18 protein-coding genes are annotated in these 23,323 nt (G+C 37.6%); 8 read left to right on the forward strand and 10 right to left on the reverse strand.

Going from position 1 to position 23,323, the window contains the following annotated elements; translation table 11 throughout:
* Nucleotides 1–30: 30 nt before the first annotated feature.
* The 7 genes from KDU71_RS13935 to KDU71_RS13965 all read left to right on the forward strand — a co-directional run bounded on the left by KDU71_RS13935 (nucleotide 31) and on the right by KDU71_RS13965 (nucleotide 10,594).
* Complete coding sequence (locus KDU71_RS13935; RefSeq protein WP_212191699.1) at nucleotides 31–747, forward strand: phosphatase PAP2 family protein; 717 nt, start codon at nucleotides 31–33, stop codon at nucleotides 745–747.
* A 371-nt stretch (nucleotides 748–1,118) separates the two neighbouring features.
* Entirely contained in the window at nucleotides 1,119–1,649 is a 531-nt protein-coding gene (locus KDU71_RS13940) for an RNA polymerase sigma-70 factor (RefSeq protein WP_212191700.1), read from the forward strand.
* 44 nt (nucleotides 1,650–1,693) lie between these two features.
* Nucleotides 1,694–2,752, forward strand: a complete 1,059-nt coding sequence (locus tag KDU71_RS13945; RefSeq protein ID WP_212191701.1) for a FecR family protein — start codon at nucleotides 1,694–1,696, stop codon at nucleotides 2,750–2,752.
* 10 nt (nucleotides 2,753–2,762) lie between these two features.
* Nucleotides 2,763–6,176 (forward strand): SusC/RagA family TonB-linked outer membrane protein, encoded by a 3,414-nt coding sequence (locus tag KDU71_RS13950; protein WP_212191702.1) that lies wholly within the window; start codon nucleotides 2,763–2,765, stop codon nucleotides 6,174–6,176.
* A gap of 19 nt (nucleotides 6,177–6,195) precedes the next feature.
* Nucleotides 6,196–7,677 carry a SusD/RagB family nutrient-binding outer membrane lipoprotein gene (locus KDU71_RS13955; protein ID WP_212191703.1) on the forward strand — a complete coding sequence of 494 codons (1,482 nt, stop codon included), beginning with the start codon at nucleotides 6,196–6,198 and terminating at the stop codon, nucleotides 7,675–7,677.
* Between the two features lie 47 nt (nucleotides 7,678–7,724).
* A complete protein-coding gene (locus tag KDU71_RS13960) occupies nucleotides 7,725–8,660 on the forward strand; it encodes a PKD domain-containing protein (protein WP_212191704.1) in 936 nt (311 codons plus the stop codon).
* 464 nt (nucleotides 8,661–9,124) lie between these two features.
* Nucleotides 9,125–10,594: an alpha-L-fucosidase gene (locus tag KDU71_RS13965; RefSeq protein WP_212191705.1), complete on the forward strand. Its 1,470-nt coding sequence runs from the start codon at nucleotides 9,125–9,127 to the stop codon at nucleotides 10,592–10,594.
* Nucleotides 10,595–10,973: 379 nt separating this feature from the next.
* Here the strand turns inward: KDU71_RS13965 and KDU71_RS13970 are convergent, their stop codons facing one another.
* The 7 genes from KDU71_RS13970 to KDU71_RS14000 are packed head-to-tail and all read right to left on the reverse strand — an operon-like array spanning nucleotide 10,974 to nucleotide 17,443.
* Nucleotides 10,974–11,678, reverse strand: a complete 705-nt coding sequence (locus tag KDU71_RS13970) for a vitamin B12 dependent-methionine synthase activation domain-containing protein (RefSeq protein ID WP_212191706.1) — start codon at nucleotides 11,676–11,678, stop codon at nucleotides 10,974–10,976.
* 47 nt (nucleotides 11,679–11,725) lie between these two features.
* Complete coding sequence (locus KDU71_RS13975; protein WP_212191707.1) at nucleotides 11,726–12,640, reverse strand: CobW family GTP-binding protein; 915 nt, start codon at nucleotides 12,638–12,640, stop codon at nucleotides 11,726–11,728.
* 48 nt (nucleotides 12,641–12,688) lie between these two features.
* A complete protein-coding gene (locus tag KDU71_RS13980) occupies nucleotides 12,689–14,050 on the reverse strand; it encodes a uroporphyrinogen decarboxylase family protein (RefSeq protein WP_212191708.1) in 1,362 nt (453 codons plus the stop codon).
* A 12-nt stretch (nucleotides 14,051–14,062) separates the two neighbouring features.
* Nucleotides 14,063–14,731 (reverse strand): cobalamin B12-binding domain-containing protein, encoded by a 669-nt coding sequence (locus KDU71_RS13985; protein WP_212191709.1) that lies wholly within the window; start codon nucleotides 14,729–14,731, stop codon nucleotides 14,063–14,065.
* 10 nt (nucleotides 14,732–14,741) lie between these two features.
* A complete protein-coding gene (locus KDU71_RS13990) occupies nucleotides 14,742–15,131 on the reverse strand; it encodes an L-rhamnose mutarotase (protein ID WP_212191710.1) in 390 nt (129 codons plus the stop codon).
* Nucleotides 15,121–16,368, reverse strand: a complete 1,248-nt coding sequence (locus KDU71_RS13995) for a uroporphyrinogen decarboxylase family protein (RefSeq protein WP_212191711.1) — start codon at nucleotides 16,366–16,368, stop codon at nucleotides 15,121–15,123. Before KDU71_RS13995 ends, KDU71_RS13990 begins: the two co-directional genes overlap by 11 nt.
* Before the next feature lie 34 nt (nucleotides 16,369–16,402).
* The gene (locus KDU71_RS14000; RefSeq protein WP_212191712.1) at nucleotides 16,403–17,443 is read right to left on the reverse strand and encodes an L-rhamnose/proton symporter RhaT; all 1,041 of its coding nucleotides are present in this window, start codon (nucleotides 17,441–17,443) and stop codon (nucleotides 16,403–16,405) included.
* A gap of 213 nt (nucleotides 17,444–17,656) precedes the next feature.
* Here KDU71_RS14000 and KDU71_RS14005 point away from each other — a divergent pair, with 213 nt between their 5' ends.
* Nucleotides 17,657–18,517: an AraC family transcriptional regulator gene (locus KDU71_RS14005; RefSeq protein WP_212191713.1), complete on the forward strand. Its 861-nt coding sequence runs from the start codon at nucleotides 17,657–17,659 to the stop codon at nucleotides 18,515–18,517.
* Nucleotides 18,518–18,636: 119 nt separating this feature from the next.
* Here KDU71_RS14005 and KDU71_RS14010 read toward each other — a convergent pair whose 3' ends face one another.
* The 3 genes from KDU71_RS14010 to KDU71_RS14020 all read right to left on the reverse strand — a co-directional run bounded on the left by KDU71_RS14010 (nucleotide 18,637) and on the right by KDU71_RS14020 (nucleotide 23,312).
* On the reverse strand, nucleotides 18,637–19,347 hold the full coding sequence (locus KDU71_RS14010) for a DUF4397 domain-containing protein (protein WP_212191714.1): 711 nt from the start codon (nucleotides 19,345–19,347) through the stop codon (nucleotides 18,637–18,639).
* Between the two features lie 170 nt (nucleotides 19,348–19,517).
* A complete protein-coding gene (locus KDU71_RS14015; RefSeq protein WP_212191715.1) occupies nucleotides 19,518–21,284 on the reverse strand; it encodes a T9SS type A sorting domain-containing protein in 1,767 nt (588 codons plus the stop codon).
* 651 nt (nucleotides 21,285–21,935) lie between these two features.
* Complete coding sequence (locus KDU71_RS14020; protein ID WP_212191716.1) at nucleotides 21,936–23,312, reverse strand: TlpA family protein disulfide reductase; 1,377 nt, start codon at nucleotides 23,310–23,312, stop codon at nucleotides 21,936–21,938.
* Between the last annotated feature and the right edge of the window lie 11 nt (nucleotides 23,313–23,323).

The following is a 23,323-nucleotide window of genomic DNA, read 5'->3' on the forward strand; positions in this document are numbered from 1 at the left end:
TATCTATACTTCAATTCCAATTCACTACTTATGAAACTACTTTTACTGGGAGTTATAACTCTTAGTCTGCCGTTATATGCAGCAAATACTGATACAATTAAAACACAAAATCAACTAATAAAAAGTAAATCATTATTAATTCCTGCTGCATTAATCAGCTATGGTGCTGTAGAAACAGTTGTTGGTGGAAAAAAGCTACTAAACTACAGCATTAGTCATGAAATAAAAGTACATATAGATAACAGTATCAGTATTGACGATTTTAGTCAATATGCACCTATTGCATCTGTTTATGCACTAAACCTCATGGGATTAAAAGGACGACATAAACCTCTTGAACAGACATTTATTATATCAATAGCATCAGGCATTACTGCACTTACCGTTAACAGCCTGAAATACGCTACAAAAGTATTGCGCCCAGATGGTACATCCTATAACTCATTCCCATCAGGACATACAGCTGTAGCATTTATGGGGGCAGAATTTCTCTGGCAGGAATATAAACACCATTCTATATGGTATGGTATTGGAGGCTATTGTGTTGCAACCGCAACAGGCCTTTTTAGAATTTACAACGACCGACATTGGTTTGGTGATGTAATTGCTGGAGCTGGTATTGGAATGCTTTCAACAAAACTTGCATATTGGCTTTATCCTCAGATTGTCCGACGCAGGAGTGACACAGTATGCCTCCCCTATTACAATGGTCGACAAATGGGTATCTCAATCTCCTGGAAACTATAATTTGGCCTCTACCATATGAGCAGCGCTCTTCTTCATCCAATACTTAAATCCATTCAAAAGCTATTAAAAAATGACAAAGTACCAGCTAGTCGATTAGTTTGTTTCTGATACCAAAATGTTTGCTTCAGGTATTAATACTGCGCGAGGCCTCTCATACGATAAACTTCTGTTTAAAATATCATTAGCATCAAATAATAGCTAATTTCACATACTTTATTTCACAATGTTCAAAAGTATCATTGATTAATCTAAATAAACTTGTATATTTCTACCCACTCAAATAAATCGCGCGGAAGAATATGGTAATTCCTTAAAACAGTTTGAGTAAAATTTTATTTGACAGCGAAACAAGTAAATAAATAGAGGCTTATATGAATATCAATCAATTTGAAGAACTCTACAAATTACATTACAGAACTGTTTACAGTTATGCAGCTCATTTTGTAAATGATCATTCTTCACGATTGGATATTGTACACGATGTTTTCACATACTTACTCGAAAACAAGGAAACATTGCAGTTTAATAAATCTGCTAAATCATATCTTTTATCAGCCTGCCATAATTCATGTCTCAACTACATTAAAAAGCAAAAAGTAAGGCAACGCTATGTGAGTGAGATATTGGAGGTGGATTCAAACTTTGTTAATGGATATGATACTGTTTTCGAACAAGAATTAAGTAATAAAATTGAAGCGATTTTAAGGGAACTACCTAAACAATGCAAACTAATATTTGAGCTAAGTCGTTTAAAAGGCATGAAGCACAAAGAGATTGCTGCCATACTTGACATCTCCCCTAAAACCGTGGAAACCCAGATATATCGTGCTTTAAAAACATTCAAAAAGATCCTTAAAACTGATATTTTAGTTTTTATTTACACTTTTTTACATGTGCTGTAAGTGAATTTACGTCCACAGCTGCCTATTATAATGAAAGCGCCATAATGAATAAAGATAATTACATATCAACACTGATAGTTCGAATTCTAAAGAACGATGAATTAAGTAAACAAGAACACAAGGATCTTGTGAACTGGTTGAATAAGAGTCCGGAGAATAAACTAGAATTAAGTCAGCTGAATTTAATTTGGACGTACCTCGACTCGTACAAGTATATTAATGAAGAGATTATCGAACAACAGTGGGCTAAATTAAAAGAAACTGCAACTAACAGGAATAGGGTACTGACCCTTTGGAGACAATACAGCCGCCTTGCAGCCGTTTTTATAATGGGAATAATCATTGCAGGCCTGTCGATGTATACATACCAGCATATTAGCAGACAACAATTATCGCAGCACACCATCGAAGTTCCCTATGGCAGTAAATCACACATTTACCTTCCTGATGGAACTAAAGTTGTTTTAAATGCAGGAAGTAAACTCAACTATACAAATCAATATGGACTAAATGACAGGACTGTTTTTTTGGAAGGAGAGGCCTATTTTAATGTGTTTAAAAACCAATCAAAACCCTTTAGGGTGGTAACATCCCATCTGGTAGTGAGAGCTTATGGCACCGTTTTTAATGTTGAATCATACGCTGATGATGATGAAGTAAGAACAACCCTGATTGAAGGCAAAATAAGTGTTCAGGAAAATACTGATGAACAAAATAAATCACCCAAAGAAATTTTTATCAGACCAAAAGAACAAGTAACGTACCACAAGTTCACTAACACTGATGCGTTACAATCAGAGGAGAAAATATCTATCACGTCCAACTTCGATATTGATTTATGCACCGCTTGGGTTAGCGATCGGATCTATCTTAAAAGTGAACTATTAAGTAATTTGGTCGTCAGATTACAGCGCAAGTACAATGTAAAAATTCATTACGACGAGAAAACATTGGGAAGCCTCCGTTTCTCAGGAGAATTAGAGAATGAAACCATCGAACAGGTGATGAAAGCTATACAATTAACAGCTCCTGTAGACTTCGAAATAAAAAACAGAGACATATGGATTACTAACAGAAATACGACTCTAGACAGCGATAACTAACTAAAATAATATGAAAAAATACTCCTCTTGTTCTGTAACATGCAGAAAAACATCCTTCGGGTTGATAAGGATATTGTATGTCCTTTTTACTACAACATTTCTACTTTTTTCAGGTACGCTTACCATTGCTCAAAACATCAAACAAGATGATAAAATGGAAGCTGTATCAGTCAAGGAATTATTTAAAACCATCCAAAAAGAAACCGGTTACCGATTCTTTTATAACGATGAAATAGAAGGCCTTGAAAAGATAGTAAGGATAAATATCAAAAAGAAAGAAATAGAAGAAATTCTTAATGAACTAAATATACAAACTAGCCTACAATTCAGGAGATTAGAAAACAATTTAATTGTTGTTGCTCCAAATAACAATACACAAGAAGCAATAACAATTGCTGGTACAATCAGATCAAAGCATGACAACAGCCCTCTTCCTGGTGTTAATGTTTATGTCAAAGGTACTACCCAAGGTACCATATCCGATACGAATGGAAAGTATGAACTTAAAGTAGATAATCCCTATGATGTGATTGTATTTTCGTTTATCGGTTATGAAATGATTGAAGAACCAATCAACGGCCGTGAAAAAATAAACATTCAGTTAAGCGAAGATAATGCTGCATTGGGGGAAGTGGTTGTCACTGCATTGAATATAGCGCGAGATAAAAGTTCTCTGGGCTACTCCGTTACTCAAATTAATAGTGACGAGGTTAATGAAGCCAAAGAAAATAACCCGATCAATTCCTTAGCCGGTAAAGTATCTGGCTTACAAATAACCAAAGCGCCAACCGGAGTTGATGGCTCAACCCGAGTTGTTTTAAGGGGTATCTCTTCGATATATGGCAACAATAGGCCATTGTTTGTTATAGATGGTATACCGATGGATGCCAGTTCCGGAGGAGCAAATCGTTGGGGAGGCACTGACGGTGGTGATGCCCTATCGGATCTTAATCCGAATGATATTGAATCAATGAGCGTGCTAAAAGGGGCTGGAGCCTCAGCCTTATATGGTTCACGCGGAGCAAACGGTGTGGTATTAATTACTACAAAAAAAGGACTTAAACGCAAAGGAATTGGTGTAACAGTCAATTCAAGCTACAGCATGGAAACACCCATGACAACGCCCAACTTTCAGAATAAATATGGACAAGGGGCATTTGGAAGCTACCCCCCTTTAAATGGCCCTAATGGTCCCAATAATGACCACCCCTGGATTTGGAGTTATGGGCCTAAAATGGACGGACAAACAGTCGTTAATTGGTATGGAGAGGAAGAGGCGATGTTACCACAACAAAATCCATACAGCGAGTTTTTCAGAACAGGAAGCAATATAACCAATAGCTTGTCCTTTGAAGGAGGTGATGAAAACAGTTCATTCAGAGCCTCTATAACCGATCAAAGATCTAAAGGCATTGTGCCTAATAATAACCTAAACAGGCAAACACTAGCACTAAGGGGTTTCTCTAAGCTTAGTAGTAAGGTAGAATTTGATGGTAAAATAACTTACATTCACAGTGAGGTTGAGAACCGTCCGGCTTTAGCTGAAGATGGCGCCAACATTGTGATGTCTTTAGATGTTTTGCCTCGCAACATCGGCCTGCAGTCGTTAAGAAACAACATATACGATGAAAATGGCAATGAGTTTAAGTGGACCTCCGATCAAACATTTAATAATCCATATTGGATACTTGAAAACATACATAACGAAGATGAAAAAAACAGGCTTCAAACCATGTTGTCGATTAAATGGGAAATGATAAAAGACCTTAATTTATCCGTGCGTTCTGGTTTTGATTTCATAAATAAGAGGTATATGGCTTACGAAAATACCGGACGAGCTGATTCATACAATGGCCTTGGGTATAAGGTTCAGAGCACAAACAACAATATTGAATGGAACTCGGACTTCTTGCTCGCCTATCATAAAGCATTTAACGACACATGGACAGTTAACTTAAGTATTGGTGGTAATTACATGTATTACGAAGGGCGTGGATTAAGCCAAAGTGGTGTCAAAATGAAAGAACCTGATTTCTTTCACTTAAGTAATTATAGCGATATTAATTCATCGGAGTGGTTTGGACAGAAAGAGGTATACTCACTATATGGCATGACACAGATTGGCTACAAAAATTTCATTTATCTGGACTTAACCTACCGCAACGACTGGTCCTCCACCCTCCCATTGGATAATAACTCATACGGCTATCATTCGGAGAATCTTAGCTTTTTATTTACAGAAGCATTCAATATCAAAAACCATATTTTATCGAGTGGAAAACTACGAGCTTCGTATGCCAAAGTAGGTAATGACACCGATGCCTACCAAATCGATCAATATTACGGAATTGTACAAAGTCAGCATCCATACCCGATGGCCTACATAGGTGATGTACTCCCATTTTATAATTTGATGCCCGAGGAAACACAATCATATGAAGTGGGTACCGACTTAAAACTACTGAACAACCGTTTAAGCATTGATGCCACCTATTACTACAGCTTATCAGACAAGCAAATTATGTCTGTTGACCTTGCCCCAACGTCAGGCTATGGTGCAAAAAAAATGAATGCCGGTGAAATAGAGAACAGAGGAATAGAATTACAAGTGAGTGGGCAGCCTATACAAACACACAACGGGCTTAATTGGGATGTTTCCTTAACCTGGTCGACCAATAAAAATGAGGTCAAGCAACTATACGGAGATATTCCCTACCTGCCTTTAGGGTCTGATTTTCATGCCGAAATTAGAGCTTACCCCGGACAACCATACGGCCAAATATACACTACTGACTTTAAAAGAGATAAGTTTGGCAATAAACTAGTTGATGATAATGGCTTTCCTTTAAAAGGGGATAAAAAAGTAATGGGCAATATTAACCCCGACTGGATGGCAGGCTTAAGCAACAGATTATCTTATAAAACTCTCTCACTAAGCTTTTTAATCGACATGCAAAAGGGAGGAGATATCTACTCATGGAGTAAAGCCTACCGTGGACTATTTGGTACAAGTATTGAAACACTGGAAGGGAGAGATGAATGGTACGCAGGCACAGGTGGCTATGTGGAAAGTGGAATTAATGAAAATACAGGTAAGCCCAATACAACCCCTATTTCTCCAACTTACAGGTGGTATCACATCTACAATAAAGAAATTGGTGCTGAATGGATACAAGATGGCACCAATGTTCGCTTAAGAGAAGTGGTTGTTAACTATTCTCTTCCTAATAAATGGATGACTAAAACTCCCTTTACAAATGTGAGCATCTCACTTGTTGGCAGAAACTTATTTTTCTTCTACAAGGCCATGGACCACGTTGATCCAGAATCGGGTTTTGGAAGTGGCAATGTATCGACTGGTTTCGAGCACTCCTCATTGCCATCGACCCGATCATTTGGTGCCAATTTAAAAGTTAATTTTTAATTAAATAACATTATTGACTATGAGAACGATATATATCATCCTGATTTTAAGCAGCTACTTAATACTGGGGGCTTGTGATGATCGATTGGAAAAGATAAACACGAACCCAAATGCCAAAAACACAATCGATCCTGAATACCTGTTTTCCAATGCCGTGTTATATACTAACGGCGGATTAGCTTACATTGGTTTTGAGTGGCCTTTCGGGCTTCAGTATGGACATTACTACGTAGGTAATAATATTCCTCGATTCATTGATAATTACTACGACAACTACACAGAAACTTTTTACAGTGATCCCTTTAATTATTTCTTTAAAGAACCTATCCGGCACATCAAAGAAGTAATACGAATGACACGAAAAGGCGGAGACTATGAAAACCCTGTTCGCTACTCCCTTGCCAAAGTTGTAGAATCATATAATTACATCAGGGTTGCAGATGCATATGGTGCAGTACCATATACCCAAGGTGGTTATGGGCAGGAAGAAATACTGTACCCCGCGTACGACCAGGTTGAGGATATTTATAAAACCATCTTTAATGAACTTCAGCTAGCTATTGCGGTATTAAAAGAGGCCAATCCTGATGAAGCATTTCCAGGGGCAGACCCACTGTATGAGAACAATCTGGCTCAATGGGTTCGCTTTGCCAACTCATTGCGATTACGAATGGCCATGCGCGTTCGCTTTGTCGAACCCACGTTAGCAAAAACCATTGTTAATGAGTGCCTAAAAGAGCCATTAATAGTAGAAAATGCAGATAATGCCAAACGATTATATGAAGAAAATGATCGTGCCGAATTTTACAACCCGCTAAACCATATGCTCCGCGTATATTACACGGTTAAAGTGAGCGACAAACTTGTGGAGACTTTAAAAATTAAAAATGACCCACGCCTGACCATCTTTATTCGTCCAAATGATGATGGTGAATTCATAGGTTTACCTAACGGTCTAAGCGATGAAGCGCTCCCCAACTGGAATATGGACAAAATGTGTATCCCTACCGATACTTTAGTTGGCAAAGGCGCAACCGCATACATGCTAACGGCTTCTGAAGTTTGCTTTCTGAGAGCTGAAGCCGCGTTATTTAATCTGAGTGATGAAAATCCTGATGCCTGGTACCAAAAAGGCATTGAGCAGGCATTAAAACAATGGGAAGTCAACCCAGAACTTATTGAAACTTATCTATCAGGTAGTGAAGCATCCTTAAGTGGCTCACAAAAAGAACAGTTTGAGCAAATAGCCACACAGATGTGGATCGCCTTTTTGCCTGATGCCTTTGAAGGTTGGACAAATATTAGAAGAACCGGTTATCCGGTTATTGAACAACGAAAAGCCCCGACTTATGATTTAGGTGTTACCAATGGGGTATTACCAAAACGATTCAGATATGCAGCGAACGAAACAAACCTGAATAACTCCAACTATCAGGCAGCAATAAAATTACAAGGTCCAGACGAGGTAACAACTCCGCTCTGGTGGGATATAAAAGACTAACATTAAATGTTAATTAATTCAATTATAGAAATTTAAACTAAAGTTTTATGAAAAATCTATTTTTAGCTTCCGTACTGTTACTTTCCATGGCCGCAGCATTTGTGTCTTGTGGTAGTGACGATGCAACACCAGCTCCTATTGTAGAAGTTTATGCCGAAGCAAGTACAGAAAACCCTTATTCTTTTACATTTTCAACAATCGACCAATATGTGAAAGAATATCATTGGGATTTTGATGATGGTAGCACCAGTTTAGAAAAATCTCCGACCCACACCTATGAGCAATCGGGTGAGTATACAATATCTGTAACCGCAAAAGGTGATGGTGGAGAAACTGTAGCCACCAAACAAATAGAGATTTTAGCCTCTATTGAAGAGCTATTATCAGGAGGAGCCGCTATGCCAAATGGTAAAACATGGGTAATGAGCACTACCGCCAATACCGGTACGGATGGAGTATCTAATAAAGTAGCTGAACCACTTACCTCTGGTGACATTGCATTTCCGCCTACAGACAACTTGTTAGCTCTTATTGGACTTGGGGATGAGTATGATAACCTTTACACTTTTAAACACGATGGTAACTATTCAATTGACTTTGTAAATGGTATTTGTATTGCAGGTTATATGTATACGGCCTTAAACGGACTCGATGAGGCTTCATCTCCGGGGAACGGATTAGCTACTATTAATCACACTGAACCAACAAGTGCCTCATGGACTCTTGAAAAAGGAGTTGACCTGAGCATTGAAGCTGCAAACGAAGTAAATGGTGGCATTGAGCAAGTAACTGTTAATTTCGAGAATGTAGACGTGATTACATTCAATAATGGTGGTTTTATTGGTCTGCTGGATTATACACCTAAAGCCATTATTCGTGAGATATCATCAACCAGATTAAGTCTGACTTTATTTTTGCATGGGGTACTTGACCATCCAACTAAACCTTCCAACTTAATTACAATTACTTTTGATGCTCAATAACTAATACAGGTGAGGCTGTCGCAAACCGACAGCCTCACTTTGTAACAAACATTTTGCTATTAACCTTCTATCTAACAAATACCTCCACCCTACTTTCATTAATTCCGGCTTCCTTCAAAGATTGCTATTTACGATTGATCACAAACCAACTTCTACAATTGAAAGTATTCCTGCATATTTTTCATTTTATAGCCTCATCAATCAATATTACAGCATTGTAAATTGACGCTTTAAGACTTAAGTCACATAGCAATGCCAGCCGCTTAATGCCATTGGTACCTTAATAGGACTATTTATCCCCAATCTATTTACATTTTTGATGACATAACTATTTTTGACCAATATAACATCAAATGATCTGTTCTGATTTATAAAGAGTCTCTACAGTTAATTATTACGTATCAACCTAAAGCCGCAATAAGAATGAAAAACTCGGCAATTATAAATAATTCAAAATACGAAGCATGAAAAACTTTTTATTTACACTACTATTTTGTGTCACTGCCACTGTTACCTTTGGGCAAACAAAACTAAATAAATACTACCCGGTCGAAGATGTAGCTGTACAAAAAAAGCTCGATGATTGGAAAACACTAAAGTTCGGACTATTTATGCATTGGGGCACTTATAGTCAGTGGGGCATTGTTGAATCCTGGGCCTTGTGTGCCGAAGATGAAAGCTGGTGTAAACGAGGTAATCCTAATTATGAGGATTTTAAAAGGGATTACGTCGCATTAAAAAACACATTTAATCCGAATAAATTTAACCCGGCCAAGTGGGCTGAGGCAGCAAGTAAAGCCGGGATGCGATACATCGTATTCACAACAAAACATCATGATGGATTTAATATGTTTGACACCCAATTATCAGACTATAAAATAACCTCAACAGAATGCCCATTTCACAGTAACCCCAAAGCAGATGTCACCAATGAAATTTTTAAAGAGTTCAGAAAGAAAGGGTTTATGATCGGTGCATATTTATCCAAACCAGATTGGCATAATGAAAACTTCTGGTGGCCTAACTTTGCAACACCAGATCGTAATGTAAACTACAACATTGATAAATACCCCGAGCGATGGCAGGCATACGTTGATTTTTTTCATGGACAAGTCGATGAACTAATGACTAATTATGGACAGATTGATATTTTATGGATGGATGGTGGCTGGGTGAGGCCTCTTTCTAAAGGTCAGAGAAAATTAATCACTTTTATTAACGGGCTTTTTTTAAAAAGTGGATACTCACAGTTACACATCCCTCAAAATCAAGACCTGAAAATCACAGAAATGGCTGAAAAAGCACGAAAAAAGCAGCCTGGACTAATTGTGGTCGACAGGCATATTGAAGGGCCCAATGAAAACTATCTGACTCCTGAACAATTTATCCCAGACCACTACATCGATAAGCCTTGGGAGTCATGCATCACATTAGGAGGTTCTTGGTCATATATGCCAAACGACACCTATAAGTCATCACGCGAAATCATTCATATGCTATGTGATGTGGCATCAAAAAATGGTTCATTACTGCTGAATGTTGGACCAAGTCCAGAAGGAGAATGGGCCCCTGAAGTTTATCAGCGTTTTGATGAAATCGGCAAATGGTTAACGGTTAACGGTGATGCGATTTACAAAACTACCGGACGAAAAAAGTATGGTGACGGCAAAGAACGATACACAGTCAATAAGGACGGCAGTGTAAATGCATTTTATCTAATAGATGAAACAGAAAAGAACCTGCCTAAAGTAATTACCTTTAATCAATTAAAAGTAGGAAAAAAAGATTCAATTATTTTGTTGGGCTATGATGGAAAACTAAAATGGAGAAAAAAGAAAGGCGGTATTCAGGTCGAGATTCCAAATGAAATTCAGAAAACTAAGGATGAAAAATATGCATTGGCATTTAAAGTGGTAGGAACTGATAATAACTAAAGAAAGAATTATAACCATCATTAATAATGATCTTACTTATAGACTATAGAGAGATTAAAACTTGGCTCAATAGCCAGTTAAAATGATATTAGCAGCCAAAATATTGTGATTGACAAAGGAGGTTTTAGAACAAGTAATATCAACCTACATTTGATTAGACACTATCCAGCTAAGGGCGGTAAGTAAAACATCAGGGTTCAGTATATTTACTGAACCCCATTTTTAGCTATCTATCTTTCTACAATTTAATACAAGACCCCATGACTTTTAGTGTATAAACAATTGGATGGAAATATAACTTATATCAGCTTAAAGGTTACATATCCCTTGTGTATATAACCTAGGATAATAATGAAATCCATCTGGATGTAATTTCGAATTACTTATTCTTGCCTCTATAAATACAATTATTACTGTTGCAAGATGCGCATTGATAATCATGAAAAGTAACATTAGTTCCTATGCCTATAAATCCACTTACAGATTTAACAGGAATCATAAGGCTTGAAGGAGTTAAGGATATACCGCAAAAGTTTTGGGGTAAAAGTGAAAATAATTTGTGCTGTTCTACTACATCCCAATTACAATAACCTGGACTGTATCTGTTGGTACAGTTCACATTCTTGAAACTAAGATTATCACTTAACTCTTCGTGAATCACAGCCATTGCTTTTTCAACTATAGCTGAACCAATCACATCAACTACATAACCTTCGAGCAGTTCACCACTATTCATTAGGTTTTTTGAACGGTCGGAAACAACTTTACCCGCTGTACAAACAAATAGAGCCACTTGTTCTATATTTTTGAGGTAATGAAAAACTGCCTTTCCAACAAAAAAGTTGCATTTTTCAACTTGTAAACTATAATCAGATATATTTGATTGCACTTGCTTCAACTGATAGCCACCTTTAATACCAGCAACATCGTCCAATGCGCTGAGCTCTGATTCAATTATTTCCCTGATATTATCCGGAATTTCATTAGTATATCCCATTAATTCAGCGACATCAGATGTTTTAAGGGCTAAGTCGCTAAGTTTAAACTGACGTTGAATTATAGTGGTATTTATAATCTCGTTCATATTCAAAAAAGTATGGTTAATAACTAATCGAGTCTTTTTTAGAATACCTAACAGGTGAATAATTTAAATCTTTTTCTTAAATCCGATAAGGTTAAATCTTCTCCGAAAGCAATCATTTCAGAAGGACCAGCATACTCCCTGATTATTGTAATATGTAATTGTTCAAAGACACTATGAACAGATGCTACACGGCCATCTGCCAGATTAAAAAAACCTTTAATGCGCAGACATGTTGATTGTAATGATTGAATGAAAGCTTTAAGATTTTCCTCTTTTAAAATATCATGTGTTCTCAAAACACAACTATTTATTTGTGGGCGCCCTGCCGATTCTTTGCCTCTGAACTGATTAGCTGCAAGCCCATTTTGGCCATTATGTGTAATACATTTTGACCATGGAATATGGGCATATACAGTTGGGGTGATACAGGCATAAGGATTTAGTTTTATGATTTCGGCACGTATGGCTTTTAAATTTTGGGCATCTGTTAAGTCTGATTTATTCAAGATAACATTATCGGCTATCATCAGCTGGTGTTTAAATCTCACCAACCCTTTTACCCCTTTAAAAAAGTTAAGCGCATCAACCAGGCAAATAATTTGACCCAAACTAACCTTACTTTTCAGTTCATCCATCAGAAGCAATTCAACTATACTAATAGGATCGGCCAGTCCAGAGGCCTCGAGAAATATCTGATCCGGCTCATATTGTCTTAATAACTTTTTAACAGTTTCAATGAAGTTACTCAGCTGACAAACACAAAAGACAGAGCCGTTATTGATTTCAATTAGCTTAAATCCTGGAACCTGCCTTTTAAGTTCTTTTCCATCAATGCCAGATGGTGCAAATTCATTCTGAATAACAACTACTTTATTTACAGGGGCTATTTCTTTTAAGATATGAGCTAAAAATGTCGTTTTACCACTACCTAAAAATCCAGTAATAAGATGAAATGGTACCATATCAATCGTAAAAAGAACTTAAAGAATAACTCTTTAAGTTCTGAATTATTATTGTTGTTTAGCAGCCAGACAGGCAGCAATCCTATCTTTAATATCCTGAATTGGTGGTATCTGAGAAACGAAATCTATATTGCCATCTATAACAATCGTTGGTAAATTTTGAACACCCAGCGTAGCCATCATCCTAACACCTTCAACTTCTTTTATACGATGTTCTTGATACACTACTTTATCTCCAAAATCATCAGCAGCGCGACTTACGGCATTAACCATGTATTGACAAGGCGCACATGATGATGAATCAAGCGTAATAATGTCGATTACCACGCGATTGTTATCCCAGTGGTTCGACAAATCCATCAGTTCAATATTCCCAACATTTGCCTCTGATGCCCTCAGTTCTCCTTGTAGTAACTCATCGTGAACCAACTCTGCAACGGCCATCAGGTTTTCTTTAGGGGTTGCCATTGCTAGGTCACATCCGGGAGCCAAGATAAAGCCCTTTTTACCGCCGATATCCATGCATTCCAAGGCATCTCTGCGAGAAGCTTCTTCATCACCCATTAACAGCACAACAGTTAGTTTAATATTACCCCCAAAACTGACATTATGCCTTAGTGCCACATCACGCACATAGTCAAGGGGGATGTTTTCATCAATTGAAATATTATCAGGTTTAGTTTGACACATGACTTCAATATTTTGTTTGGCATTTCCACATACAAAAAACGAACTCAAAGCTTCTGCCTCTCTAACCATGTCAAAAATTTCGGTAACACAGGGGGTTACAAAAGTCTCAAAACTCAAGGGATCGATCTGGCTGGTCATTGGATCTACTACGGCAATAATGTCGGCACCTGACTCAATGTATTTTGAAGCCATCATTTTAGCCACATTGGTAGTAAATCGCATTAACTTATGAACCTTGTCAGGTTCCATCATCATTTGCATAAAGATGTCAGTCCCCAACAGGTGTAATGCCAGTGTAAAAGGTCCCGTAATAAGTCCGTACAAGGCCAAATCAGGATGTTGTTCGCGCAAACGGCGAGTTGCCTCCAAAACCATTGAAATACGACCTTTGCAGGCGCATGGTACTTTCAAATCATCAATAGCTATCCCTTCTGTTAAAGGATGCGAAATAACCGCTGGCGGGTTGTCCTTGGCCCATGCTAATTGACAGCCTAACGCTTCGGCTTCAATCTGTAGATCGAAAGCTACCGGAATGCCATCCGGGTTATATAGTTCAATGGCCTTATTTACACCTTCAACAATCTTATCGGTAGATTGTAAATATTCTGTTGCTGTCAGTCCTAGTAGCTCACCGGCATGAGAGCCGACAAAAGGTACCCACGGAATCCGCTCAACCTCTTGGAGACGCATGGCCTTTTTTATTAATTCAAATCCTTTCATTACATTATGATATTAGGATGCCAAAGTATTTAAAAAATCTACCACTCCCTGTGGATCTGCACTATAGTTATCGGCACCAATTTTGTCACAAAATTCATTGTTAACAGGAGCTCCTCCAATACAAACTTTCTGGTGCGGGAATTTTTCTTTTACGTTTTTAACAATCTTTTCCATGTTTACCATTGTGGTTGTTAATAAAGCACTTAAGCCGACAACACAATCTGGTGTTTTTTCAATCTGCTGCACAAATGCATCTACAGAAACATCTGTACCCATGTCGATCACTTCATAACCATTACCCTCTACCATCATGGCTACCAAATTCTTACCTATATCATGCAAGTCACCTTCAACAGTTCCGATAACAAAGGTGCCTTTCTGCTTAACATTGCCTTGCTTCAATAACGGTTTCAAATGTACCATTGCGGTTTTCATGGCCTTAGCCGACATTAAAACCTGGGGCACAAAGATGGTTCCTTCGCGAAATTTTACACCAACTTTTTCCATTCCCGGAATAAGTGCATTATTTAAAACATCCTGCGCTGAAGCACCTTTTGCAAGCACCTGAGCTGTTATTTCATCTGCACCCGTTTGTCCTTTAAAGTTTGGAGGATAAGGTGATACCTCATCAATTTTCCCAAACTCAATACAATCAGCAAGTTTTGAAAATAATTCTTCCATTATTGTTGTTTTAGTTAGTATTGTTTAATGTAAATATGCGTTCCATCTCAACCCATTCAAGCTTATGACCAGGTAGGGCTTGTTGAAATTTTGCCATCAATTCAGCCCATTCATCTTGTTTTGGGGCATCTGCCATTTTCCTCCAACACTCAACTAAACTGAGTTCAGATGGAAATTCACAGATCATAAACAATCTGTTGTCAACATTATAAATATCCATGATTTCTATACCTGCATTGCGAATTCCTTCAATAATTACTTCCCATGTATTCGCAGGTCGGTGATATTTCTTATATTCAGAGATTAAGTTGGGATCATTAACCAAATCAAGAGTCAAACATACTCTTTGAAGCTTTTTCTTTGTAGAAGGTTCTTCCATCATCAAGATTTTATCGATCATTAAACGCTTTAACAGCATCAAACATGGCAATTATATTTTGCGGAGGAACATCTGGTAAGATGTTGTGAACGGTATTAAATACAAATCCTCCGCCTTTCGACATTATCTCAAGTCGCTCTGCCACTTGATCTTTTACTTGCTGAGGAGTTCCATTATTTAGTGTTCCGACAGTTTCAACGCCTCCTCCCCAGAAAGTACAGGAATCACCAAATTCATTCTTCAAGAATGCAGGTTCCATATTGAGAGAGTTGGTTTGAACAGGGTTGAATATCTCAATTCCCGCTTCAATCAGATGAGGGATTAACAACGAAATAGAACCACATGAATGAATAAAAGTATGCATGTTACTGTGTTCTTTCACATAATCGCATAATATTTTATGTCGTGGTTTGAACAATGATTTATAGGTCTCCTCATCCATAAAAGGACCGGAAGTCATTCCCAGGTCGTCACCAAAACGAATTATATCAACAATATCACCAACAGCATTACACACCTTTTCAAGGGTTGCCAGATGCCTTATCATTAACTGATCAAGTAATTTTTCAACATTGTATTGATCGCACAATAAATCCATCAGGAAATTATCCATGCGTCTCAAGAAGGTACCCCACTCAAACAGGTTACAGCCACAAACCACTAATAAGGCCTTATCGGTACTTCTTCTGAGTTCTAATGTATTTTCACGCAATTTCTGCCAAAAATCATCATCACCAGCATGATCCCAAGGGCTATGCACATCGCGAGCCCACATAATACGCCCCATTTCTACATCTAAGCCTTCATACGAATCTGGATATCCATCTACATAGGGAAAATAGGTTTGATCAAAAAAGGTTGCACCTACAGGCATTTTTGAAAGTACCCTTTTACCATCATTGTCGTACGTAAGAAATGAACCATCTGGTTGTACAACTGGTGAAAACCATTTGGGATAAAAGGCTTCAGAACCATTAGCCATGGAAATAGGTTTCCAATCGGTAGGCTGACTATTAAATGTACGACCGATATCCAACACATCAACACCAAACCTATCCAATACATTACAGTGTGGTTGTGCGAGTTGTTGTACTACATCATAAATTAACGTTGGTGTATTTTTTAATCCCAAATGATTCACCAGGTTATTGTATGCGATGGCTGAGATGCCAGAACTTGGTGTGGCACCTAAATCAACAGGTACCCGATCGGGTTGTTCATGTCGAATTGCAGCCAATACTCTTTCTCTTGATGTCATCTTCTTATGATTTTTTAAACTGTTTGAGTTTTAGTTATGCAGAGGCACTCATTCCAATTAGAAATGAAGAAACAACTATTATTATCAGTGAAAGTGCTAATAATATGTACATTTTAACACTTGCTCCTCGCCATTCTTTTTGAATGATTCCCCAAATAGTGGCAAAGGCAATTGTTAGTGCCATTAGTATTCCCCAAGCAATAAAAGTATATTCTCCCATTCGACTTTTCCCCATTCCATATAGGAACAATTGCACAAACCACAGAAAACCAGCCATAAAACAAAAGAGGTAATTAAAAAACAATATGGTGTGATTTTCTGCCTTAAAATAATCTCTTAACGAATTATTCTTATAGCCTTGTGCAAGACACCAAATGATAGTGGTTATAAATGTACCTGAGAGCATGGTTAACAAAACAGGATTGGTTGAAAAGAAAGGACTAGTCCCTTTTTCAACAGCCATATCAGAAATAGGGATACCTTGTTCGAAGGCAAGCGACATGGCCGACCCGCTAACACCTACCAACAGTGCGGCTAAAACTCCTTTTGAATAATGGAACTCTCTAATACTTTCTGTAGATGTTTCCGATATATACTTGTCTTTCAGATAGCCGGTATATCCTACGAGACCGATACCAGCACAAGCAACTATGACACCAGTTATTAGCTGGTTACCTCCTGATGTATTAAACATGCTGCTCAACCTGCCATCAATAAGTGGTGGTACTAATGTGCCAATAGCCAGCATTAAACCCAACGACAAGGCGTAGCCTAACGACAATCCTAAATATCGTAATGATAGCCCAAAAGAAAGGTTGCCAATACCATAAACCGCACCAAGGAAAAACACCCACAACAGTGTTTTTGATGGAATTGCTTTAAAAACCTGCAGGTATTCGGGTGAGAATATTAGGCAAGATAAAAGTGGGAAAACAATGTAGGCTGCCAAACTAAAAATAAGCCAGTAGGATTCCCATTGCCATTTCTTCACTTTTACAAAGGGGATAGCAAAACTACCAGAAGCAAATGCACCTAAGGCAATCAAACAAATTCCGAAGAGGATATTTAGATTCATAAATTATGGATATTAACACATAAAGAGATCTGATCTTATAATCGACCCTACGCTTTAATTTATACCTTTTTTATGAAAGCTAAAATTATATGTCCTCAGGAAATTGTCATTGGATTATTACGCTATGTATTTGCACAAAAACGATATTGTGAATTAATTTGTGAAGGACATTTTTCAATTTATACAATTAAAGACAGCTTAATAGCCAACTAAATGAAATGTGAAGGAATAAGTTATTCAATTGATTATGATCTCAAGAACATCGCTTGTTCGCGATTTGACACATCACGTCATTATACAAATGTTATTAGTCCATTTTCGAGGATTTATCTGATTACTGAAGGAAAAGGTAGCATAATGATTCATGATGAAAAAATTATTCTTGAACCCAATAATTTGTACCTGATTCCAAGTTTCACACCATGCTCTTATACTTTTGATAAAGAACTTGAGCATTATTATATACATTTCAGCACAATGCTACCTAATGGGTTAAATGTTTATAGTTTATATGAGACAATTCGAAAAGTGGCCTGCAAAAAAATAGATCATTTACTTTTTAAACAGCTACTGGCTATCAATCCTGATAAAGAATTGCCACATCATCATCCAGGGATATATCAAACGAAGTCCTGGATGAATAAAGCCAATTCGTACCATAATGTTGCTGATTATATTGAAACAAAGGGAATATTGGAACAACTCTTTTCGCGGTTTATAGTCAGAGAAGTAAAAGCGAATCTCAATGAAATGATCAGATATCAAATACCTTATATTCTCGAGTACATTCAATCGCATCTAAATGAACAGATTTCTATTAACACTTTAGCAGAAAAGGCTTGTTTGTCTAGAGATCACTTTGCCCGCGTGTTTAAATCAATTTTATCGGTATCGCCTTGTGAGTTCATTATTAAAAAGCGAATTGAAAAAGCTCAGTTCTTATTACTAACCACTGACTTGCCGATAAAACGAATAATTGAAGATAGCGGCTTTAGAAGTTTGACCTATTTTTCACGAATATTTAAAAAATACACCTCGCTTACTCCCTTGGAGTATCGAAGACGATGGGGATAGTTCACTTATAAAAGTAAAACTAAATGACAGATATGTATTCACAATAGTACTTTGCAAAAAAGCTGCCCTATGCCGGACAGCCTCTTACTATAGACTATTAATATGAATTACGTGCCTTATCAATGATTAAGCATAAAAACTCCCGCTTTACTGAAATCATCAATCTTCGGGGCCAGAACATGAGTATATATTTTATCAGCCTCACTGTTTTGGTTATCTGAGTAGCGCAATACATCAGTTTGTTCATTAGGCAATACACCAGTTGGGGTATATACGACTTGCCCCGACATCTCCCCCAGAACTAAATCCATGTATTCACTAGCTGATTTATAGGCTAGGTTGCTCACTTTCTTATAGCTGGCAGCCTCTCCACCCACATAAATATCCACAGCGCCCACGCCATGCAGCGCATGAAAAAAGCGTACTCGCACTTTACCCGATACAGGAGGCGTCAAATCATTTTCTAGCACTTTCAATTCGGGAACAGCAGCAGTACCAAATACCATCGCAATATATTCTTGTCCATCGTCAAATAACTCATTGTCTGCTACCACTGATGTTTTATCAGACGCATTCAACACTTCCAATTTAATGCTATTATTGTCTTTCGGCCACTCAATAGTTATTCCGTTGCCAAAAGCATAGGCCTGATTAGCCTTGCGCTCTTCATCGTTAACATGCCAGTCAATTGCAAAGTCTACCGGCAAATAGTTATAGGTTGTTAATTTGGCTTCTTCCATTTCTGGTTCAGGCTTAGGATCGCTGGTACTATCGCTTCCACATGAAACAATGAATAATCCCAATAACATACCAATAAGAAAAGTTCTCATATGAATAATCTTTAAATTGAAATAATTGAATAATAAACAACATTTGAGTACTGTTTGTTCTATTGTATGAAAATAATCCTTCAGGCTTATTTTATCGCACAATTGTTATAAAATACAGCCCTGCCAACAATGATTAATAGCTAGTGTCGAATTATAACCCGTCATACTTATTAATTCACCACGAATCGTTTGCTTATATTGGCTTTATCTGAATTAACATTCAAAAAGTAAATACCTCCTGCCAAACGACTAATATCCAGAGAATATTCAGATTCAATATTGTCCATGGGAATGGTAATTAATTTTTGGCCATCTATATCAACAACAGAGATAAAATTGAGCTTAATATTAACATCTACTTTAATATTCAATACTGAGGATGCAGGGTTAGGATATATTTGAAGTCCATCGTACAAAACCTGTTCATCTATGCTGTTGGCCAGACACTCTCCATCAGTTACAACACTGAAAAAGCATATCGGGATTGCCTTACTTTTTGTTTGCACGTAATTAGCCCCTGCTTCATCATTTAGACTCAATTGCCTTTTGGTACTCCCTTCACCTAAACCATAATACATAACATCATCACTTTCGATGACATGCCCTAGCTGTAATCCATGTCCTAATTCATGCAACACCACTGTTTCAAAATCAAATTGGCTGGCACCTGGCATCCCGGTTCCAAAGTACCAATCTTCAGTGTCATTAATAATCATATCCATTTCCACTATTGCATTGATTTCGGGGTCACCACACTGAAATCCATAGCTGATACAACGCCCTAACACTCCTAGGGGCAACTCATCCCCATTATCAAAGCGAATAACATTCTCACCATCCTGCATGGTCACATCATTGGTTGTTGGTAACCCTAGGCGCCAGTTCACTTTAGATGCACACACCCAAGTATTAAAGGCTCTGGTAAAAGCTTCTTTTGCGCTGTTATTCTGATTAAAAGCAGTATACATGTGCCATAAATAACCCCCTTGCCCATCTACATCAATTAGTTGCGTCATAATGGCTTTATCACTATAAAGCAAATTGGTATGAGCATATGTTATGGTTATTGCATCTGTCGAAACTTCAGTTTCTGCAGATGCATTAGTGACCCGAATAGTGCCTGTGCCGGCATGCGAAGGAATGAACACCTCAATTTGTGTGTCGTTCCAACTCTGCAATTCAGAAGGCTGAGCATCGAAATAGGTGGCACCACCATCGTTGGCATTTTTGAATCCAATCCTCCCCGGCGCGGAGCCGAAACCAGAGCCCGTTATCACCAGTGTTGTTTGTGTACCTGCTGATACCTGTGTTGGGCTTAAAGAACTAATAGTAATGGCTGTTGTAGACTTTAGTCCGTACATTTGCACCATTTCTTCTAGAGCAAAAGGCTTGATTATTGAGTAATTTTCTTTAGTTACAGATTGAATATTTTGATAAAAGTAACCAGTAATATCTTTGTATGATGCCAAAGCATTTGCGGCCATATTGCCAGCAATATCATACCTATAAAAACCCTGACAAGCACTTAGCACCTCGTACGTACTATGATTAACAGATGGAGCATCGGATAGATTTAGCTTTGAAGCTTTGAGCATAAACACTCCACAATCTCCTATCTGCATGTTGGGCTGATCGCTCAAATGCTCAAAACTATCATCAACTAGTCCACCAGCTGTGACTATCTTAACTATAGCCATGGTACTTCCTTTGAAAGTTTTAAAAACCTCCACGCGATGAATGGTATAGATATGTGCACCTGCTTTATCCCATAACGACATCTTATCAAGCACTCTCCCTTCAATCACTAGTGAGGAGAGCTCTATTTGCTTCACCAAAGACACCTGATACAGGCTCCCTTTTTGAGCCATAAGATTTAAAGACAACAGAAGAGACAAATAAAACATCACCCGCTTCTTAAAAACAACTTGTTTTTTCATAGCAACAGATTAACATATAAAATCAGAAAAGACCTTGATGATTTCAAAATCATCAACGCTTCAACAGTTTAATTAAAGCTATCACATTTTGAAGTAAATGTAAATAGACCATAGTCTTCTGAATTTAAATACGGTATCAAAATTTACAAATCAGTAATTATCGAAAAGCAAATTAACCTTCAAACACCAGCTCTCAGAAAGCTGGTCGCGTCCATGGTCATAAAATTCAAAAAGTTTGGCCCACATTTATTCGCTTGCAGACCTCTTTGAGTAATAAAATACAAAGCTGGTACATAATTTTAAGAAAAAACACGGCAAATATGCTCCGACTATAACAGTAGATAGAAAAAGTGGCTAAAACTATCACCTACTACTTAGTCATCAAGAGGATGATCCAATTACATTTAGAGCACAGAAACGTGTTGTGATATGCCTTTAAGTTCCAAATGTGTCACAATAAAAGCTTACTCCATATAGAAAAACCCGACTGCAAATAAACAGGCTTAACCTCTTGAACATACTACCAGATATAAACCCAATAAAAAAGGCCGTCCAATACAGGACAGCCCTCTTTAACAAATCAAAAGGTACAGTATTCTATCTCTTTAAGGTAAAACTTTTCAAAGAGTATTGAATATTTGCTTTCTTTTGCTAATAACTCTTCAGCAAAGGCAGTAGTTCGGGATGTGATGGACGCTTGGCCTGAACATCAATTATGTTACCGTCAGGGTCAATTAAAACAAACTGAGGAATACCCGAAATGTTATACTGTTTGGTCAATGATGAATTAAAAGCATCTTTGACGATGAACTGTTTCCATTGAGGCTGATCTTCCTCAATCATCTTTACCCAGGCCTCATGATCTGAGTCCACCGAGATACTGATAATCTCGATATTATTTTTGTCTTTCAGGGCTTCTACCACTTTAGCCAGGTAAGGAATCTCAGCTTTACACGGCCCACACCAGGTAGCCCACACATCAAAGTAAACGTATTTGCCTTTTAAATCACTTAGCATTACTTTATCACCGCCCTGTGTGTACATATCAAAATCGGGGGCTGGCTGACCTGGCTGCAACTTGATCGCATTTTCATACAGCGATTGAACACGTTGTTTCATGCTTTCATCGCTGCACAATTGCAGGTACCTTGCGTAGGTTTCTTCCAATAAGCCATTAATCCCCCATGACAAATAGGAACTGATTGAATTGGACAGCATCCTGTTTTTAAGTTTTTGACTTTGTATAAGATGGTCTATCGTATTCAGTTCAACAATGTATACTGAGTCTCCCAGGTTTTTATTTGTCTCCTCCAGGTTAAGTCTCAGCCTTACTTTTTGATCAAAAACCTGGTAATACATCTCCACTGACTCATGAGCCGTATCTTCCTCAAGACCCGCCATAAAACTATTGAAATCACTATCTGCATCTAATGCTTTACCTGTCTGGCGGCTCATATACCAGGGGTATACACTCTTTATATATGCAAAATAATATTTTAAGTAACTCTCTTCATCACTAACAAACTTCTTATCAGCCCCCTTAAGGCTTTTCAATCGTTCCAACCATTGTGTGTGCATGGCATCAATTCCTGCTTCCACATCAGAAAAAGGTAAAGTGGCTTTATCATCAGCATATATTTCGCGTATGAGACTATAGTCAACAACCTGCTCGCGTTCAACTTTATAATTGTTTATTGCTGCATTATCGCCTTTGTAAATCACTTCAAGACCTGCATCACCCTTTTTGATAAGCACATGCAGTTTATCCCCATTATTAATAAATGGATTTATTTTGGTTTTCTCATAAATAAAATTGACCTTTTTAAGTTCACTCTCATTTAAATCGATCTGTATCCGATTATTGGCATCAACATAAAAAGTATCAATATCAAATGCCTCATCCATCATTATACCCATCAATAATGGAGCCTCTGATTCAACCTCTATCTCAAAACTTATGGTAGCACCTTCTTGTTTACATTGGCTAAACAGCAGCGAAGCCAATAAACCTAAACATATTAATCTCATAACGTGATTTA

The sequence above is a fragment of the Carboxylicivirga sediminis genome, assembly GCF_018156225.1.
GTDB classification, from domain to species: domain Bacteria; phylum Bacteroidota; class Bacteroidia; order Bacteroidales; family Marinilabiliaceae; genus Carboxylicivirga; species Carboxylicivirga sediminis.

What these genes read in the sequence shown, in the direction of transcription:
- KDU71_RS13935 (WP_212191699.1), top strand. Translation starts at nt 31, where the DNA reads ATGAAACTACTTTTACTGGGAGTTATAACTCTTAGTCTGCCGTTATAT.
- KDU71_RS13940 (WP_212191700.1), top strand. Translation starts at nt 1,119, where the DNA reads ATGAATATCAATCAATTTGAAGAACTCTACAAATTACATTACAGAACT.
- KDU71_RS13945 (WP_212191701.1), top strand. Translation starts at nt 1,694, where the DNA reads ATGAATAAAGATAATTACATATCAACACTGATAGTTCGAATTCTAAAG.
- KDU71_RS13950 (WP_212191702.1), top strand. Translation starts at nt 2,763, where the DNA reads ATGAAAAAATACTCCTCTTGTTCTGTAACATGCAGAAAAACATCCTTC.
- KDU71_RS13955 (WP_212191703.1), top strand. Translation starts at nt 6,196, where the DNA reads ATGAGAACGATATATATCATCCTGATTTTAAGCAGCTACTTAATACTG.
- KDU71_RS13960 (WP_212191704.1), top strand. Translation starts at nt 7,725, where the DNA reads ATGAAAAATCTATTTTTAGCTTCCGTACTGTTACTTTCCATGGCCGCA.
- KDU71_RS13965 (WP_212191705.1), top strand. Translation starts at nt 9,125, where the DNA reads ATGAAAAACTTTTTATTTACACTACTATTTTGTGTCACTGCCACTGTT.
- KDU71_RS13970 (WP_212191706.1), bottom strand. Translation starts at nt 11,678, where the DNA reads ATGAACGAGATTATAAATACCACTATAATTCAACGTCAGTTTAAACTT.
- KDU71_RS13975 (WP_212191707.1), bottom strand. Translation starts at nt 12,640, where the DNA reads ATGGTACCATTTCATCTTATTACTGGATTTTTAGGTAGTGGTAAAACG.
- KDU71_RS13980 (WP_212191708.1), bottom strand. Translation starts at nt 14,050, where the DNA reads ATGAAAGGATTTGAATTAATAAAAAAGGCCATGCGTCTCCAAGAGGTT.
- KDU71_RS13985 (WP_212191709.1), bottom strand. Translation starts at nt 14,731, where the DNA reads ATGGAAGAATTATTTTCAAAACTTGCTGATTGTATTGAGTTTGGGAAA.
- KDU71_RS13990 (WP_212191710.1), bottom strand. Translation starts at nt 15,131, where the DNA reads ATGATCGATAAAATCTTGATGATGGAAGAACCTTCTACAAAGAAAAAG.
- KDU71_RS13995 (WP_212191711.1), bottom strand. Translation starts at nt 16,368, where the DNA reads ATGACATCAAGAGAAAGAGTATTGGCTGCAATTCGACATGAACAACCC.
- KDU71_RS14000 (WP_212191712.1), bottom strand. Translation starts at nt 17,443, where the DNA reads ATGAATCTAAATATCCTCTTCGGAATTTGTTTGATTGCCTTAGGTGCA.
- KDU71_RS14005 (WP_212191713.1), top strand. Translation starts at nt 17,657, where the DNA reads ATGAAATGTGAAGGAATAAGTTATTCAATTGATTATGATCTCAAGAAC.
- KDU71_RS14010 (WP_212191714.1), bottom strand. Translation starts at nt 19,347, where the DNA reads ATGAGAACTTTTCTTATTGGTATGTTATTGGGATTATTCATTGTTTCA.
- KDU71_RS14015 (WP_212191715.1), bottom strand. Translation starts at nt 21,284, where the DNA reads ATGAAAAAACAAGTTGTTTTTAAGAAGCGGGTGATGTTTTATTTGTCT.
- KDU71_RS14020 (WP_212191716.1), bottom strand. Translation starts at nt 23,312, where the DNA reads ATGAGATTAATATGTTTAGGTTTATTGGCTTCGCTGCTGTTTAGCCAA.